Below are 12,721 nucleotides of genomic sequence, written 5' to 3'. Positions count from 1 at the left end.
GTCAACCCGACCCCACCGCAACGCAGCGTTACCTATGGGTCAAGCTTGCCGTCAGCCCAGCGTGGCCTCCGCCGAATAGCCGCTGCCGAACATGTAGGCCTCGCGGCTGCGCAGTTCGTCCTCCAGATGGGTGCGCACCACGGCGAACAGGTCGCGGATCGACACCATGCCGACCGCCTCGCCGTCCACCGCGATGGGCAGGTGGCGGTAATGGTGCCGCTCCATCAGGTCGAGCGCCTCCAGCGCCGTGGCCGAGGGCTCCAGCGTGTCGGGATCGGCGGTCATCACCGAGGACAGAAGGGTGGTGTCGGGGTCGAGCCCGGCCGCGACCACGCGGGCGGTCATGTCGCGTTCGGTGACGATGCCCTTCAGCGTCCTCCCTTCGGTGACCAGCACCGCGGCGATGCGCTTCTGCGCCATCAGCGTGGCGGCGTCGCGCACGGTGGCGCCCGGCGGCAGGCAGGTCAGTTCCTGGTTCTTGATGACGTCGGGCATCAGTCGGCGTGTCGGCATGTGTCCCATCTCCCTCGTGATTGCAGGTTTTGTGGACGAACGATGCACTCGACCGCGATTTCGCAGCGCGGCATACACGATCCTGTCAGCTTGATGGACCGATCGTCAATAGAACTGATTGTCTGGAACTTCCCGCATGCGCCGGGTCACTGCCGGGTCACTGCTGGCGGCGGCGCTGTTACTGGCCGGACTCCAGCCGCTTGCGCAGCCCGTCGAAGCCGCTGGTGTAGATGCCGGCGATGGTCTTCCGCGCCTCCGCGTCGGAGGCGCCGCTGGCCTGGAAGCGCGAGGACCAGGTGATGCGGGTGGTGTGGGCGTCCACCGCGCTCAGCCGGATGGTGGAGGTGTAGTTCTTCACCGGCAGTGGCCCGCTCAACAGGGTGTAGCGCAGCCGGTGCTTGGCGGCGGAAAGGCCGGTCAGCCGTTCCTGGAGGGCACCGCCGCCCTTCAGCGCGATGTCACGCTCCTGGCGGTCGCCGGTCTTGCGCAGGGTGCAGCCCTCCACCGCGGGGTGCCAGTCGCTGATCGCGCAGAAGGGGGCGATCTGCTTCCACACCTGCTCGACCGGCGCCTTGATCGTCGCCTGCTCCCGCACCTCCAGCGCCATGGCCGGCGCCGCCGCCAGCAGCAGCCCGACCACCGCCGTCATTCCAAGCATCGCCTTCATCGCCCATCCTCCCCATCGGTGCCGCGGACGGAATGGCCGCGGTCTTGGAGCGAGTATGGGCGGGCAACCGCTGTCGCTGCTATTGTGCGAAAGACGGATTATCCGTGATGGGCGGGATCAGGCGGGCTGGACCGACTCGTCCAGAACCGCGCGGACGGCGGCGGCATCGACGTCGCGGCGGGTGAAGGCGTTGCCGATGCGGTCGGCCAGGATGAAGGTGATGCGGCCGTCCTGCACCTTCTTGTCCTTCGCCATCGACCGGACCAGCCCATCGACGTCCCAGGCGACGCCGGGGATGTCGGCCGGGCGGACCGGCAGGCCGACATCGGCCAGATGGGCGCGGGCGCGCCGGGCGTCGTCGGCCGGGCACAGCCCGAGCCGGACCGACAGGTCGAAGGCCAGCACCATGCCGATCGCCACCCCTTCGCCATGCAGCAGGGTCTGGCCGAAGCCGGTCGCCGCCTCCAGCGCATGGCCGAAGGTGTGGCCCAGGTTCAGCAGCGCCCGGTCGCCGCTCTCGCGCTCGTCGACGCCGACGATGTCGGCCTTGGCGCGGCAGCTGACCGTCACCGCGTGGCGCCGGGCGTCGCTGTCGCCGTCCACCACCCGCCGGCCGTTCCGCTCCAGCCAGGCGAAGAAGTCGGGCTGGCGGATCAGGCCGTATTTCACCACCTCGGCATAGCCGGCCAGCACCTCGCGCCGCGGCAGGGTGTCCAGCGTGGCGGTATCGGCGATGACCAGACGCGGCTGGTGGAAGGCGCCGATCAGGTTCTTGCCGTGCCGGCTGTTGATGCCGGTCTTGCCGCCGACCGAGCTGTCGACTTGGGACAGCAGCGTGGTCGGCACCTGGATGAAGTCGATGCCGCGCAGGGCCGACGCCGCGGCGAAGCCGGTGATATCGCCGATCACCCCGCCGCCCAGCGCCAGCAGGACGGTGGACCGCTCGATGCCGCGGCCCAGGATGTCGTCCATCAGCTGCTGGAAATGGGCGAAGTCCTTGGTCTTCTCGCCGGCTGGCAGGACGATGGCCGGCTGCGGCGCGATCCCCGCCGCCAGCATCGCCGCGTTCAGCGTGTCCAGATGCAGCGGCGCGACGTTGGCGTCGGTCACCACGATGGGCGCCCGGCCGCGGGTGATCGCGGCGATGCGCTCGCCGGCATCGGCCAGCACCCCGTCACCGACCAGGATGTCGTAGCTGCGGGCGCCCAGCTCCAGGCGGACGGTGTCGAGTGCGGCCGGGGTGGTGGCGTTGACGGAGGTCATCGGGGCAGTCCGCGAAGCTGGTGGTTCATGACAAGGGGCGGGAGGCGGGGATCAGGGCGCGTCGGTTTTGGCAGCGTCGGTCTTTGGGGCGTCGGGTTTTCCGGGACGGCCGCCGCGCTGGGCGTTGCCTTGGCCCTGGGTCTGGCCCTGGGGCTGGCGGTGGGGAAGCTGGACGCCGAAATGCGCCTCCAGCGCGTCGATCACCAGCTCCACCGTCACGTCGGGCGGGCGCTCGTCGCTGACCACGGTCAGGTCGGCCTCGGCATAGACGGGATAGCGCTGCTCCATCAGCCGGCCCAGGATGGTGCGCGGATCGCCCTGGTTCAGGATGGGGCGGTGGGTGCGCCGGGCGGTGCGGGCGACCAGAACGTCCAGTTCGGCGCGCAGCCAGACCGAAACGCCGTGCTGGCGGATGGCGGCGCGGGTTTCCGGATCCATGAAGGCGCCGCCGCCGGTCGCCAGGATATGCACCGGCTCGTCCTTCACCAGACGGGTGATGATGCGGCGTTCGACGGAGCGGAAGACCGGTTCGCCGTCGCGGGCGAAGATTTCGGCGATGGTGCAGCCGGCCGCCGCCTCGATCTCGGTGTCGGCGTCGCGGAAGGGCAGGTGCAGGCGCGTGGCCAGCCGGCGCCCGATGGCGCTCTTGCCCGCCCCCATCAGCCCGACCAGCACCACGGTGCGCGGCAGCAGCGGCACCGCATCCTCCGCCGGGCCCGTGCCCGGACTTGCTCCCGGGCCCTGGGCCGTCATCGCCTTGCGCAGTCCCATCACATCCATCCGATCCGCCACCTGCACTCCCGGCCCCAGCATGCCGGCGTCTTCGCCGGCCGTCACACCGCTGCAACAGACAACACTCATACCCGCCGAAAGCTGGCCGGCACAAGCGCTCCGGTTCCGCCCTGCCCTGCCCCGCATCCTGCTGCGGAGCCGGCGAATGGCCCGGTGGACGGGTTGCGCCGCGGTCCAACCTGTGGCTACACTGCGCCGCCCTTCGGCCGCCGGCCGGAGCCGCGGATGCTTTAGCAGAAAAGCCCTTGCTTGTCCCAAGCCCTGCGGATGCAGGACATGGTAGCTCCGCTCCGATCCTCCGTTTTCCGACACAACACGTCCCTGGTGCCATGAGCCGGTTTCTCTCGATCCTCTTCGTCCTGCTGTTGCTGGTGATCGCCGGTGGCATGGTGTTCCTCGCCTCGTGGGACCTGCCGGCTCCGTCGAAAACGGTGGAGAAGGTTCTGCCGGATGAGCGCTTCCCGCGCTGAGCCCCGACCATCGGCCGGGAGCATCCGACCCGGCTATCCCCGACAGGGAGCCGTTCCACTGCTGGCCGGGTTGCTGGCGGCCGGCTGGTCCATGGCCGCCGCCGCCCAAGCCTTCGGCCCGCCGGTCCGGCTGACGCCCGACGCCGCGGTGGAAACCCCCGCCCCGCCCCGGCCTTCCGCACCCGCTCCGGTCATCGTGCCGGCCTATCCGCCCGCGGTCGCGCCGCCGCCCGCCGTCTCCCCCGTGGTGGCGCGGCCGGCGCCGGTCGCGCGCGAGCCCTTGGGGGCGCCCGACCCGGACGGTGCCGGCCTCCTCGACGGTTTGCAGGGGTTGGGCGGCGACCCCTGGCGCGGCATCGGCCGGGCGGAGCTTCTTCCCCTGATCGCCGCCCTGCCGGTCGACACCCCGTCTCCCACCGTCAAGGCGCTGGAACGCCGGCTGCTGCTGAGCGCCGGCTCTCCGGCGGTCGCGACCGGGGAAGTCCCGCCACCCCGCCGCCTCGGCGCCCTGCGCATCGAAAAGCTGGCGCGGCTCGGCGATCCCGCCGGGGCGGCCGAGCTGGCCGGGCGTCTGCCGGCGGCGCTGGTGGCGGACGAGCCGGCGGCCAGGGCGCTGACCGATGCGGAGCTGGTGCGCGGCGGGCTGGATTGCCCGCGTGCGCTGGCCCGCGGCAAGAGCTTCGCCTCCGCCTATTGGGCCAAGCTGGGCCTGTTCTGCCGTGCCCGCGCCGGCGACCGGGCCGGCACGGACGAGGCGCTGGCGGTCTTGCGCGACAGCCGCCGGTCCGACCCCTTCCTGCCGGTTGCCGAGGCGCTGGCCGGTGCCGCCCCGCCGCCGGCCCGCTCGCTGTCGCTGCAAGCCGATGCGGATGGGCTGGCGCTGCTGCTTGCCGCCATGCGCACGGCGCGGATCGGCGTGCCGCCCGACCGGCTGCCGCTGGAGACCCTGCCGGCGCTGGCCGCCATCGCCACCAACCCCGCCGTCGATCCCACCACCCGCGCCGCCGCCGGCGAGCGGGCGGCGGCTTCCCTGTTCCTCGATGCCCGGCAGTTGCAGGACCTCTACGCCCAGGTGCCGGCGGTGGGGGATGAGCTGCTGCGGGTCCGCGACATCGCCCGGCGCGACCGCGGCGCCCGCACCCGCGCGCTGGTCCATCAGGCGATGGCGGCGGCGATGGACGGGCGTCGGCGCGTTGCGCTGGCCGCGCTGGCGGTGGAACTGGTCGATCCGCGCCTGCGCGCCGGGCCGGTCGGCGGTGCCGCCGCCGGGCTGCTCGACGGCGTGTCGCCGACCGGCGACGCCGCGGCACTGGCCCCGGCGGCGGCGCGGCTCTATTACGCGCAGGGGCGCCTCGATCAGGCACGGCGCTGGCACGATCTGGCCCTGCGCAGCGGCCGCAGCGCCGACACCGCTTGGCTGTGGCCGCTGGCGGCGGTGGCGACGGGCCAAGGGAGCGGACAAGGACGCAGCCAGGGCGGCGGCGATCCGGCTGCGCTGACCGCCTGGCTGGACGAGGCGTTGCGCGGGGCCGACACCCCCGCCCGCAGCCGCATCGCCGGCCAGCTGGCGCTGCTCCAGGCCACCGGCGTCGCCATCCCGGACGAGGCCTGGATGACCGCCACCGACGGCGCCGGCCCGCCCAGCGGCAGCGAGGCCGGCGTCGATCCCGCATTGTGGCAGCGGCTGGGCGACGCCGCGGCCGGCGGGCGCATCGGCGAGACGGTGGCCGTCGCCCTGATCCTGCTTGGGGAGGTCGGACCGGCCACCCTGCCGCCCGTCGTCACCGCCCGGGTGGCGGCCAACCTGAAGGCGGTCGGGCTGGAACCGGACGCCCGCGCGCTGGTTCGCGAGGCGATGGCCGCCATCGCCGGCCCCTCCGTTCAGACCCCGAATCCAACCGCCGAATGACCTTCCGCCCCGTGGAGCCCGCCACCACCATGACGCCGACACCATGACCGGCAGCAAAAGCCCCGGCAGCAAGACGGCCGCCACCAAAGCCGGCACCAAAGCCGGTGCCAAGCGGCGCGGCCGGCCGTGCAAGCCGCGCCCGCTCGCCACCTCGCCGCATCTGGACGCCTTCCTCGACATGCTGACGGCGGAGCGCGGGGCGGCGGTGAACACCCGGCTGGCCTATGAACGCGACCTCGCCGATCTCGGCCGCTGGCTGGCCCAGCGCAGCGTGGCGCTGGAGGCGGCGGGCACCGAGGATCTGCGCGCCTATCTGGCGGTGCAGAGCAAGGACGGCGCCCCCCGCACCGTGGCGCGGCGGCTGTCGGCGATGCGGCAGTTCTACCGCTTCCTGCTGGCGGAAGGCCGCCGCACCGACGATCCCGCCTCGCCGCTCGACAGCCCCAAGCAGGGCCGTCCGTTGCCCAAGATCCTGACGGAGGCGGAGGTCGGCGCCATGCTGGCCACCGCCGAGGCGCGTGGCGGGCCGGAGGGGCTAAGGCTGGTGGCCCTGCTGGAGGTGCTCTACGCCACCGGCCTGCGCGTGTCGGAGCTGGTCGGCCTGCCGATGACCGCGATCATGCGCGACGGCCGCGGCCTGCTGGTGCGCGGCAAGGGCGGCAAGGAACGGATGGTGCCGCTGTCCGACCCGGCGCTGGCGGCGCTGGCCGGCTACATCCCGTTCCGTGGGCACTTCATCCCGCCGACGGGCGGTACGGAGGCAGGCCACAGCCCCTTCCTGTTCCCGTCCCGCATCTCCGCCGACGGGCACCTGACGCGCCAGCGCTTCGCCCAATTGTTGAAGCAACTCGCCATCGACGCCGGCATCGACCCGGAAAAGGTCAGCCCCCACGTCCTGCGCCATGCCTTCGCCACCCATCTGCTCGACCATGGCGCCGACCTGCGCTCCGTCCAGAAGATGCTGGGCCATGCCGACATCGCGACGACGCAGATCTACACCCATGTGGTGACGGAACGGCTGAAGAAGGTCATGCACGACCACCACCCGCTGGCGCGCCGCAAGGTGGAAGAGCCGTCGGAGGGGTAGGGCAGGTAAGGATAGGTGGGGGCGTCGAGGTCCGCACCTCCCCACGCAACCCTTACTTCTTCTCCAGCATCAGCGTGCCCTGGCGCGAGACCTTGTTCTTGATCTTCTCGGCCAGCAGGGCCAGCGCCCAGGGCAGCTGCACCTCCATCTCGACCCTGTCGTCCAGCACGTCGATGTGGCCGGCGATGGTCTGGGCCAGCGCCACGACGTGGAAGTTCAGGCGGTCGTCGGTCCAGCTGTCGTCGACGCTGGCCGACACGGCGTTGAGGCGCGCCCGCACCTCGCCCATGCCGTCGACCAGCCGGCGCTTGGCCTCCGCCCGGCCGAGCGAATGGGGGATGGACAGGGTCAGGGGTTTCGGCATGGTCGGCGGCTCCGCACTGCACGGGTCTGTTCTCCCGCCGTCCGGTCGGCGGCGGGATAGGAATAACGCCGGGCGCGGGCGATGGGTCCCATGCCGGCCGCCCCGGCAATCACTCGGCAATCACTCAGCGGTCATGCAGGGGCGCCATCTGGTCCAGGCGATGGGCGAAGTCGATGTCGGCCTGGGTCACGGCGTCGCTTTTGCGGGTGTAGAGGATCACCTCGACCCGGCCCAGATCGTTGAACCATTCGGGATGGTGGCCGGTCTTCTCGGCCAGCAGGGCGACTTGGTTCATGAATCCCCAGGCGGCGGGGAAATCGGCGAAATGGTAGGTCTTGCGGATGGCGTCGCGTTCCAGCACCTCCGCCCAGCCGTGCAGTTCCTTCAGCGCCGTCTGGCGATGCGCGCCGACAAGACGATCCGACATGATGACCTCCCTTTCCTTAAGTCTCTCTTTTGCCGCCCGCAGCTTCTTGGCGAACGGGCGGCGGTTCGCTACCTTCTGCGGCATGATACGGAAACCTTCAGGTCCCCATACGGTTCCGCCCACGGTCGAAGACCTGGAGCGCATGGCCGAAGAGGCGCTCGACACAATCCCGGCGGAGCTGCTCGCCCCGGTCGGGAACCTCGTGATCCATGTCGAGGATTTCCCGGATGAGGATACCGAGCGGGAGATGGAGCTGGAAAGCCCATTCGACCTCTTGGGCCTCTATCGTGGGGTGGATCTGACGCGGCAAAGCGTCGCCGACCTGCGCGGCGGGCCGGACATGATCTTCCTCTACCGCCGCCCGATCCTCGATTACTGGTGCGAGACGGGGGAGGAGCTGCCGGCCATCGTCCGCCATGTCCTGATCCACGAGATCGGCCACCATTTCGGCTTCTCCGACGAGGACATGGAGCGGATCGAGACGATGGAGTAGGGCGGGGAGCAGGCGGGGGAGGGCAGGGCCTTCAGCCCTCCAGCGCGTCGGCCACCCGGCGGCGCAGGGCCGGCACCAGATCCTCCTCGAACCACGGGTTGCGGTTCAGCCAGGCGGTGTTGCGCCAGCTCGGGTGCGGCAGAGGCATGGTGGCCGGGCCGTACTCCCGCCAGTTCGCCACCGTTTCCGTCATCGTCGCCTTGCGGCGGTCGCCGAGGTAGCGCACCTGGGCGTACTGTCCGATCAGCAGGGTCAGCCGCACGCCCGATAGAGCGTCGAGCAGCGGCGGATGCCACAGCGGCGCGCATTCCGGACGCGGCGGGTAATCGCCGCCCTTGGGCATGGTGCCGGGATAGCACAGCCCCATCGGCACCACGGCGATGCGGGATTCGTCGTAGAAGGCGGGACGGTCCATCGCCAGCCACTTGCGCAGCCGGTCGCCGGAGGCGTCGTCCCAGGGGATGCCGCTGGCATGCACCCGCGCGCCGGGCGCCTGCCCGACGATCAGCAGCCGGGCGGTGGGGCTGCCGCGCAGCACCGGCCGGCAGCCATGGGGCAGCACCCCCGCACACAGCGTGCAGGCGCGCACCCGCGCGAACAGGCGGTCGAGATCCGAACCGCCTTCAACGGTTTCCTCAGACAAGCGTCAGCAAATCCTGGACGAAGGCCGGGACCACCTGGGTGGCCGGGCCGTGGATCGAGCTGTGGAAATAGGAGGCGCCCTCCGACGGTTCCAGGTTCAGCTCGACCGTATAGGCGCCGGACGACCGCGCTTCAGCCACGAAGCCGGCGGCGGGATAGACATGGCCCGAGGTGCCGACCGATACGAACAGGTCGCATTCCTCCAGCGCCCGCTGGATGCGCTCCATCTGATAGGGCATCTCGCCGAACCACACCACGTCGGGCCGCATGCCGCCCTTGCGCCCGCAGGTCAGGCAATGGTCGTGCACCGACAGGTCGCCCTGCACCTCCACCACCGTGCGGCAGTGCAGGCAGAAGGCCTTCAGCAGCTCGCCATGCATGTGCAGCGGCGCCTTCGACCCGCCGCGTTCGTGCAGGTCGTCGATGTTCTGCGTCACCAGCAGGAGGTTGCCCTTCCAGCGCCGCTCCAGCTCCGCCAACGCCCTGTGCGCGGCGTTGGGCTGCACCGCCGGATCGGCGAGGCCGAGGCGGCGGTCGTTGTAGAAGCGGTGGACCAGATCGGGGTCGCGGGCGAACCCTTCCGGCGTCGCCACATCCTCCAGATCGACCTGGCTCCAGATGCCGCCGGCGCAGCGGAAGGTGTCCAGCCCCGACTCCTTGGAAATCCCGGCCCCGGTCAGGATGACGATCCGGTCGGTCGGACGCAGGCGGTTGGTCAGGGCGGGAGCGGGCATGGGATCCCCCTTAGCGGTTCGGAAACCGGTCATGTGGAAAACTGTTGCGGCGTACGCTCGTCACGCCCGGAAGTAAAGCCGCAGGAAACGAGGAAGAGGGATGCCAGGGGTGCTCAAGGTCCTGTTCGTCTGCACGGGCAACATCTGCCGCTCGCCCACCGCCGAGGGGGTGTTCCGCCATCTGGCCGACCGCGCCGGGCTGGGAGCCCTGGTGGTTGCCGACTCCGCCGGCACCCACAGCTATCACGTCGGCGAACCGCCCGACCCGCGCACGGTGCGCGCGGCGCTGGCCCGCGGCGTCGACCTGTCGGGTTTGCGCGCCCGCAAGGTGGTGGCGGCCGACTTCACCCGCTTCGACCATATCCTGGCGATGGACCACGGCCATCTGGCCCAGCTGCGTCGCATCGCGCCGGCCAACGCCACCGCGGCGCTGCGCCTGTTCCTGGACGATGCCCACGGGCTGGAGGGGCGGGAGGTGCCCGATCCCTATTATGGCGGCGCCGACGGGTTCGAACAGGTGCTGGACCTGTGCGAGGCCGGGTCGCGCAGCCTGCTGGACCGCCTGTCGCGCGAAAGCCGGTTTCCGATTCGCGAAAGCCTCGGGTAACGTCTCGCGGTTTCCCGGCTGCTTGATCTATGCTGTCGGGACAAGGCCCATTCGGAGCATCCCGTCACCATGACCAGCGCCACCACCGGCACAACCGCGCCCGGCGGAATCCTCGACGGCATCGCCCTGTTCGAGGCCTTCTCGCCGGAGGAGCGCGCGGCCGTGGCCTCGCGCGGGCGGGTGTTCGCCGCCCCGGCCGGCACCGTCCTGATGCGCGAGGGCGACAGCGCCGACTCGCTCTACGTCCTGCTGGACGGCACGGTGCGCGTGGTGCGCGACGATCCCTTCGGCGCTCAGGTTGAGGTCGGGTTCCGCCGTGCCGGCGACTGTTTCGGCGAGATGGCGCTGATCGACGGCGGCTCCCGCTCCGCCTCGGTCATCGCCGCCACGCCGGTCACGGTGTTCGAACTGGAGCGCGACCTGTTCCTGTCGCTGATCTCGCCCTCGCCCGACCTGCTGGCGAAGCTGCTGCGCGAACTCAGCCGCATGATCCGCGATGTGTCGGAACGGGTGGTGCGCGAGGATCTGGAGCGGCGCGCCCGCATTGCCGAATCGGCGCTGGCCCGCCAGCGCGCCATCACCCAGGCGGTGACCGGGCTGGCGCATGAGCTGAACACGCCGCTCGGCGTCTGCGTCACCGCGGCCAGCCATTTGCAGGATCTGGCCCGTCCCGGCAACGGCCCGCTGTCGACCGAGGAGCTGCGGGAGCCGGCGGCCCTGCTCGACGCCAACCTCGCCCGCGCGGTAGAGTTGGTGGAGGCCTTCTCCGCCATCGCCGCCTGCCAGACCGCCGAACCGCTGGAGGCGCTGGACCTGCGCCGCTTGGCGGAGGATGCGGCGAGCCTGTTCGCGGTCCAGCATCCCGAGCTGCCGCTGGTCATCCGGATCGTGCCCGGCGCCGCCTGCCCCTGGATCGGCTATGCCCCGCATCTGGAGCGGGTGCTGCACCATCTGTTCGCCAACGCCGCCGCCCATGGCTATGGCGGCGGTCCGGGCGAGGCCGAGGTGACGGTGGAGCCGGCGACGCTGGATGCGGTCCCGGCCTGGAGCCTGACCGTCCGCGACCGCGGCGCCGGCATTCCGGCCCACAACCTGCCAACTCTGACCGACGCCTTCTTCACCACCGCCCGCAACCGCGGCCACAAGGGGCTGGGGCTGGCGGTGGTGTTCAACACGGTGACCGGCCCGCTCGGCGGCCGGCTCGCCATCGACAGCGTGCCGGGCGACGGCACCAGCGTGACGATCACCGTTCCGCAGGAGCTGTGACGGGCGGGTTGACGCTACCCGTGGCGTTCATCCACCGACCTCACCCATGCCCTTTACCCATGCAGGGCGAGGCCCTTCACCGTCTTGTCCATCGCCTTCTTCGGACCGCGCAGGGCCAGCCCGACCAGATCGGGGGCATCCGGGTTCTCGGCCTGGAAGGCGGCGCGGTTGGCGGCGTCGTGGCCGGTGGCGAACATGGCGGCGACATAGGGCACCAGAGTCAGGCCCCGTTCCAGCGCCGCATCGCGGACGGCACGCAGCCGGTCGAGGTCAGCGGTGAAGATCAGCATCGGCTGGCCCAGCATGCGGCCATAGCGGCGGCCGGCGCCGTCGACATACGCCTCGCCCAGCGCGTCCGGCGCCGCGGCGGCGATCCCGGTGGCGAGGAAGGCGGCGACGTTCAGCTTCTGCCAGACCGCCAGATCGGCGCGGATGACCAGCGCGACCTTGGTGTCGAAGCGGACGGGCGCGTCCGCGGGGTTGGTTTCGGGCATCGGGCTGTCGGGCATCGGGCTATCGGGCATGGCAATCATCTCCTTTGCCCCTTCAGATGCCCGACGACGGTGCGTCAGTCTGGAACGTTCGTGCACATTTCGCGGTAGGCGGCCGGCGTCAGGCCATAGGCGCGGCGGAACCAGCGGCCGAGATGGCTCTGGTCGGCGAACCCGACCTCCGCCGCCACCAGGGCCGGCGCCTCGCCGTCGGCCAGCCGGCGCCGGGCGGTGCGCAGGCGCAGGCGGACCAGATAGGCGTGCGGCGACAGGCCGAAGGCGGCGCGGAAGGCGCGGTTCAGCCGGAACCGGTCGACGCCGGCTGCGGCGGACAGTTCGTCCAGCCCGACATCCTCGGCCATCCGGGTGTGCAGCAGGTCGCGCACCACGGCGGCGGCGCGGTCGGGGCGCAGTGGCCGATGCTCCTCCGGCGGTGCCAGATGGCCGGCCAGCCTCGCCGCCAGCCGGTCCAGCGACAGGTCGCGGGCCAGCCGTCCTTCGCGCTGGTGCAGGGCCAGGAAGGCGGAGCGGATCGTCGCCGCAAGGCCGGGATCGTCGGCCAGCGTGTCGCGGAAGCCCAGCGGCAGGCCGGTTCCGCGCGGCATCAGGCTGCGCAGCGCCTCGCTGCGGGCGGTCAGCAGCGGCACCGGCAGATAGAGCATGGCGTAGGTGAAGCCATCCTCACCCGGGCTGTGGCCGTCATGCGCCTCGCCGGGTTCGATCAGGATGACGCGGCCGGGAACGCTGGTGTGCAGCCGCCGCCGGCAGCGGAACGCCTGCACCCCCTGCTCGGTGACGCCGACCAGCAGCTCGTCATGGTCGTGCAGGTCATAGGCATGGCCGCGGAAATGGGCGCGGATGGTCTCGATCCCGGTCTCCGCATCGCGGCGCACCGCCACCCAGTCGTCCTGTCCGCCTGTCGTCCTTTCGGCCCTGCTTCCGGCCATGCGGCACCTCCGTCACCGGATCGACGGACGGCGAGGCATCCCGCCGTCC

Annotated in this window: 16 protein-coding genes; 6 read left to right on the top strand and 10 right to left on the bottom strand. The window is 71.4% G+C overall.

From position 1 onward, the window contains the following. Positions 1–51 precede the first annotated feature (51 nt). The 4 genes from ABNQ38_RS22980 to ABNQ38_RS22965 all read right to left on the bottom strand — a co-directional run bounded on the left by ABNQ38_RS22980 (position 52) and on the right by ABNQ38_RS22965 (position 3,256). Positions 52–513 (bottom strand): CBS domain-containing protein, encoded by a 462-nt coding sequence (locus ABNQ38_RS22980; protein ID WP_376957943.1) that lies wholly within the window; start codon positions 511–513, stop codon positions 52–54. 178 nt (positions 514–691) lie between these two features. After that, positions 692–1,180 carry an SRPBCC family protein gene (locus ABNQ38_RS22975; protein WP_377808212.1) on the bottom strand — a complete coding sequence of 163 codons (489 nt, stop codon included), beginning with the start codon at positions 1,178–1,180 and terminating at the stop codon, positions 692–694. A 117-nt stretch (positions 1,181–1,297) separates the two neighbouring features. Beyond that, the gene (gene aroB / locus ABNQ38_RS22970; RefSeq protein ID WP_377808211.1) at positions 1,298–2,443 is read right to left on the bottom strand and encodes a 3-dehydroquinate synthase; all 1,146 of its coding nucleotides are present in this window, start codon (positions 2,441–2,443) and stop codon (positions 1,298–1,300) included. A 51-nt stretch (positions 2,444–2,494) separates the two neighbouring features. Beyond that, positions 2,495–3,256 (bottom strand): shikimate kinase, encoded by a 762-nt coding sequence (locus ABNQ38_RS22965; RefSeq protein WP_377808210.1) that lies wholly within the window; start codon positions 3,254–3,256, stop codon positions 2,495–2,497. Positions 3,257–3,564: 308 nt separating this feature from the next. Between ABNQ38_RS22965 and ABNQ38_RS22960 the strand changes: the two genes are divergently transcribed. Genes ABNQ38_RS22960 through ABNQ38_RS22950 form a run of 3 tightly spaced genes read left to right on the top strand, consistent with a single transcriptional unit; the run spans position 3,565 to position 6,701 of the window. Further along, on the top strand, positions 3,565–3,705 hold the full coding sequence (locus tag ABNQ38_RS22960; RefSeq protein WP_167393297.1) for a hypothetical protein: 141 nt from the start codon (positions 3,565–3,567) through the stop codon (positions 3,703–3,705). Next, complete coding sequence (locus ABNQ38_RS22955; protein ID WP_377808208.1) at positions 3,686–5,614, top strand: hypothetical protein; 1,929 nt, start codon at positions 3,686–3,688, stop codon at positions 5,612–5,614. The genes ABNQ38_RS22960 and ABNQ38_RS22955 overlap by 20 nt, the downstream gene beginning before the upstream one ends. Positions 5,615–5,657: 43 nt before the next feature. Then, entirely contained in the window at positions 5,658–6,701 is a 1,044-nt protein-coding gene (locus ABNQ38_RS22950; RefSeq protein WP_377808207.1) for a site-specific tyrosine recombinase XerD, read from the top strand. Positions 6,702–6,753: 52 nt separating this feature from the next. Here ABNQ38_RS22950 and ABNQ38_RS22945 read toward each other — a convergent pair whose 3' ends face one another. Continuing rightward, entirely contained in the window at positions 6,754–7,065 is a 312-nt protein-coding gene (locus tag ABNQ38_RS22945; protein ID WP_377808206.1) for a polyhydroxyalkanoic acid system family protein, read from the bottom strand. Between the two features lie 124 nt (positions 7,066–7,189). Next, positions 7,190–7,492, bottom strand: a complete 303-nt coding sequence (locus ABNQ38_RS22940; RefSeq protein ID WP_377808205.1) for a 4a-hydroxytetrahydrobiopterin dehydratase — start codon at positions 7,490–7,492, stop codon at positions 7,190–7,192. Positions 7,493–7,634: 142 nt separating this feature from the next. Between ABNQ38_RS22940 and ABNQ38_RS22935 the strand changes: the two genes are divergently transcribed. After that, positions 7,635–7,985: a metallopeptidase family protein gene (locus ABNQ38_RS22935; RefSeq protein ID WP_083896940.1), complete on the top strand. Its 351-nt coding sequence runs from the start codon at positions 7,635–7,637 to the stop codon at positions 7,983–7,985. Positions 7,986–8,016: 31 nt separating this feature from the next. Here the strand turns inward: ABNQ38_RS22935 and ABNQ38_RS22930 are convergent, their stop codons facing one another. After that, positions 8,017–8,628: a uracil-DNA glycosylase family protein gene (locus tag ABNQ38_RS22930; RefSeq protein ID WP_377808204.1), complete on the bottom strand. Its 612-nt coding sequence runs from the start codon at positions 8,626–8,628 to the stop codon at positions 8,017–8,019. Beyond that, positions 8,621–9,361 (bottom strand): Sir2 family NAD+-dependent deacetylase, encoded by a 741-nt coding sequence (gene cobB, locus ABNQ38_RS22925; protein WP_377808203.1) that lies wholly within the window; start codon positions 9,359–9,361, stop codon positions 8,621–8,623. The genes ABNQ38_RS22930 and cobB overlap by 8 nt, the downstream gene beginning before the upstream one ends. Positions 9,362–9,470: 109 nt before the next feature. Between cobB and ABNQ38_RS22920 the strand changes: the two genes are divergently transcribed. Further along, the gene (locus tag ABNQ38_RS22920; RefSeq protein WP_377810108.1) at positions 9,471–9,968 is read left to right on the top strand and encodes a low molecular weight protein-tyrosine-phosphatase; all 498 of its coding nucleotides are present in this window, start codon (positions 9,471–9,473) and stop codon (positions 9,966–9,968) included. Between the two features lie 69 nt (positions 9,969–10,037). After that, positions 10,038–11,234, top strand: coding sequence for a sensor histidine kinase (locus ABNQ38_RS22915; protein ID WP_377808201.1), 1,197 nt, complete (start codon positions 10,038–10,040; stop codon positions 11,232–11,234). A gap of 53 nt (positions 11,235–11,287) precedes the next feature. Here the strand turns inward: ABNQ38_RS22915 and ABNQ38_RS22910 are convergent, their stop codons facing one another. Beyond that, positions 11,288–11,758, bottom strand: a complete 471-nt coding sequence (locus ABNQ38_RS22910; RefSeq protein WP_377808200.1) for a DUF2000 family protein — start codon at positions 11,756–11,758, stop codon at positions 11,288–11,290. Positions 11,759–11,802: 44 nt separating this feature from the next. Further along, positions 11,803–12,672: an AraC family transcriptional regulator gene (locus tag ABNQ38_RS22905; RefSeq protein WP_377808199.1), complete on the bottom strand. Its 870-nt coding sequence runs from the start codon at positions 12,670–12,672 to the stop codon at positions 11,803–11,805. Positions 12,673–12,721: the final 49 nt, after the last annotated feature.

This window comes from Azospirillum sp. A29 (assembly GCF_042604625.1).
In the GTDB taxonomy this organism is placed as follows: domain Bacteria; phylum Pseudomonadota; class Alphaproteobacteria; order Azospirillales; family Azospirillaceae; genus Azospirillum; species Azospirillum palustre.
This window is presented reverse-complemented; position numbering and strand designations above follow the sequence as displayed.

What these genes read in the sequence shown, in the direction of transcription:
- ABNQ38_RS22975 (WP_377808212.1), bottom strand. Translation starts at nt 1,180, where the DNA reads ATGAAGGCGATGCTTGGAATGACGGCGGTGGTCGGGCTGCTGCTGGCG.
- ABNQ38_RS22905 (WP_377808199.1), bottom strand. Translation starts at nt 12,672, where the DNA reads ATGGCCGGAAGCAGGGCCGAAAGGACGACAGGCGGACAGGACGACTGG.
- ABNQ38_RS22960 (WP_167393297.1), top strand. Translation starts at nt 3,565, where the DNA reads ATGAGCCGGTTTCTCTCGATCCTCTTCGTCCTGCTGTTGCTGGTGATC.
- ABNQ38_RS22950 (WP_377808207.1), top strand. Translation starts at nt 5,658, where the DNA reads ATGACCGGCAGCAAAAGCCCCGGCAGCAAGACGGCCGCCACCAAAGCC.
- cobB (WP_377808203.1), bottom strand. Translation starts at nt 9,361, where the DNA reads ATGCCCGCTCCCGCCCTGACCAACCGCCTGCGTCCGACCGACCGGATC.
- ABNQ38_RS22940 (WP_377808205.1), bottom strand. Translation starts at nt 7,492, where the DNA reads ATGTCGGATCGTCTTGTCGGCGCGCATCGCCAGACGGCGCTGAAGGAA.
- ABNQ38_RS22980 (WP_376957943.1), bottom strand. Translation starts at nt 513, where the DNA reads ATGCCGACACGCCGACTGATGCCCGACGTCATCAAGAACCAGGAACTG.
- ABNQ38_RS22955 (WP_377808208.1), top strand. Translation starts at nt 3,686, where the DNA reads ATGAGCGCTTCCCGCGCTGAGCCCCGACCATCGGCCGGGAGCATCCGA.
- ABNQ38_RS22945 (WP_377808206.1), bottom strand. Translation starts at nt 7,065, where the DNA reads ATGCCGAAACCCCTGACCCTGTCCATCCCCCATTCGCTCGGCCGGGCG.
- ABNQ38_RS22935 (WP_083896940.1), top strand. Translation starts at nt 7,635, where the DNA reads ATGGCCGAAGAGGCGCTCGACACAATCCCGGCGGAGCTGCTCGCCCCG.
- ABNQ38_RS22910 (WP_377808200.1), bottom strand. Translation starts at nt 11,758, where the DNA reads ATGCCCGATAGCCCGATGCCCGACAGCCCGATGCCCGAAACCAACCCC.
- ABNQ38_RS22915 (WP_377808201.1), top strand. Translation starts at nt 10,038, where the DNA reads ATGACCAGCGCCACCACCGGCACAACCGCGCCCGGCGGAATCCTCGAC.
- aroB (WP_377808211.1), bottom strand. Translation starts at nt 2,443, where the DNA reads ATGACCTCCGTCAACGCCACCACCCCGGCCGCACTCGACACCGTCCGC.
- ABNQ38_RS22965 (WP_377808210.1), bottom strand. Translation starts at nt 3,256, where the DNA reads ATGCTGGGGCCGGGAGTGCAGGTGGCGGATCGGATGGATGTGATGGGA.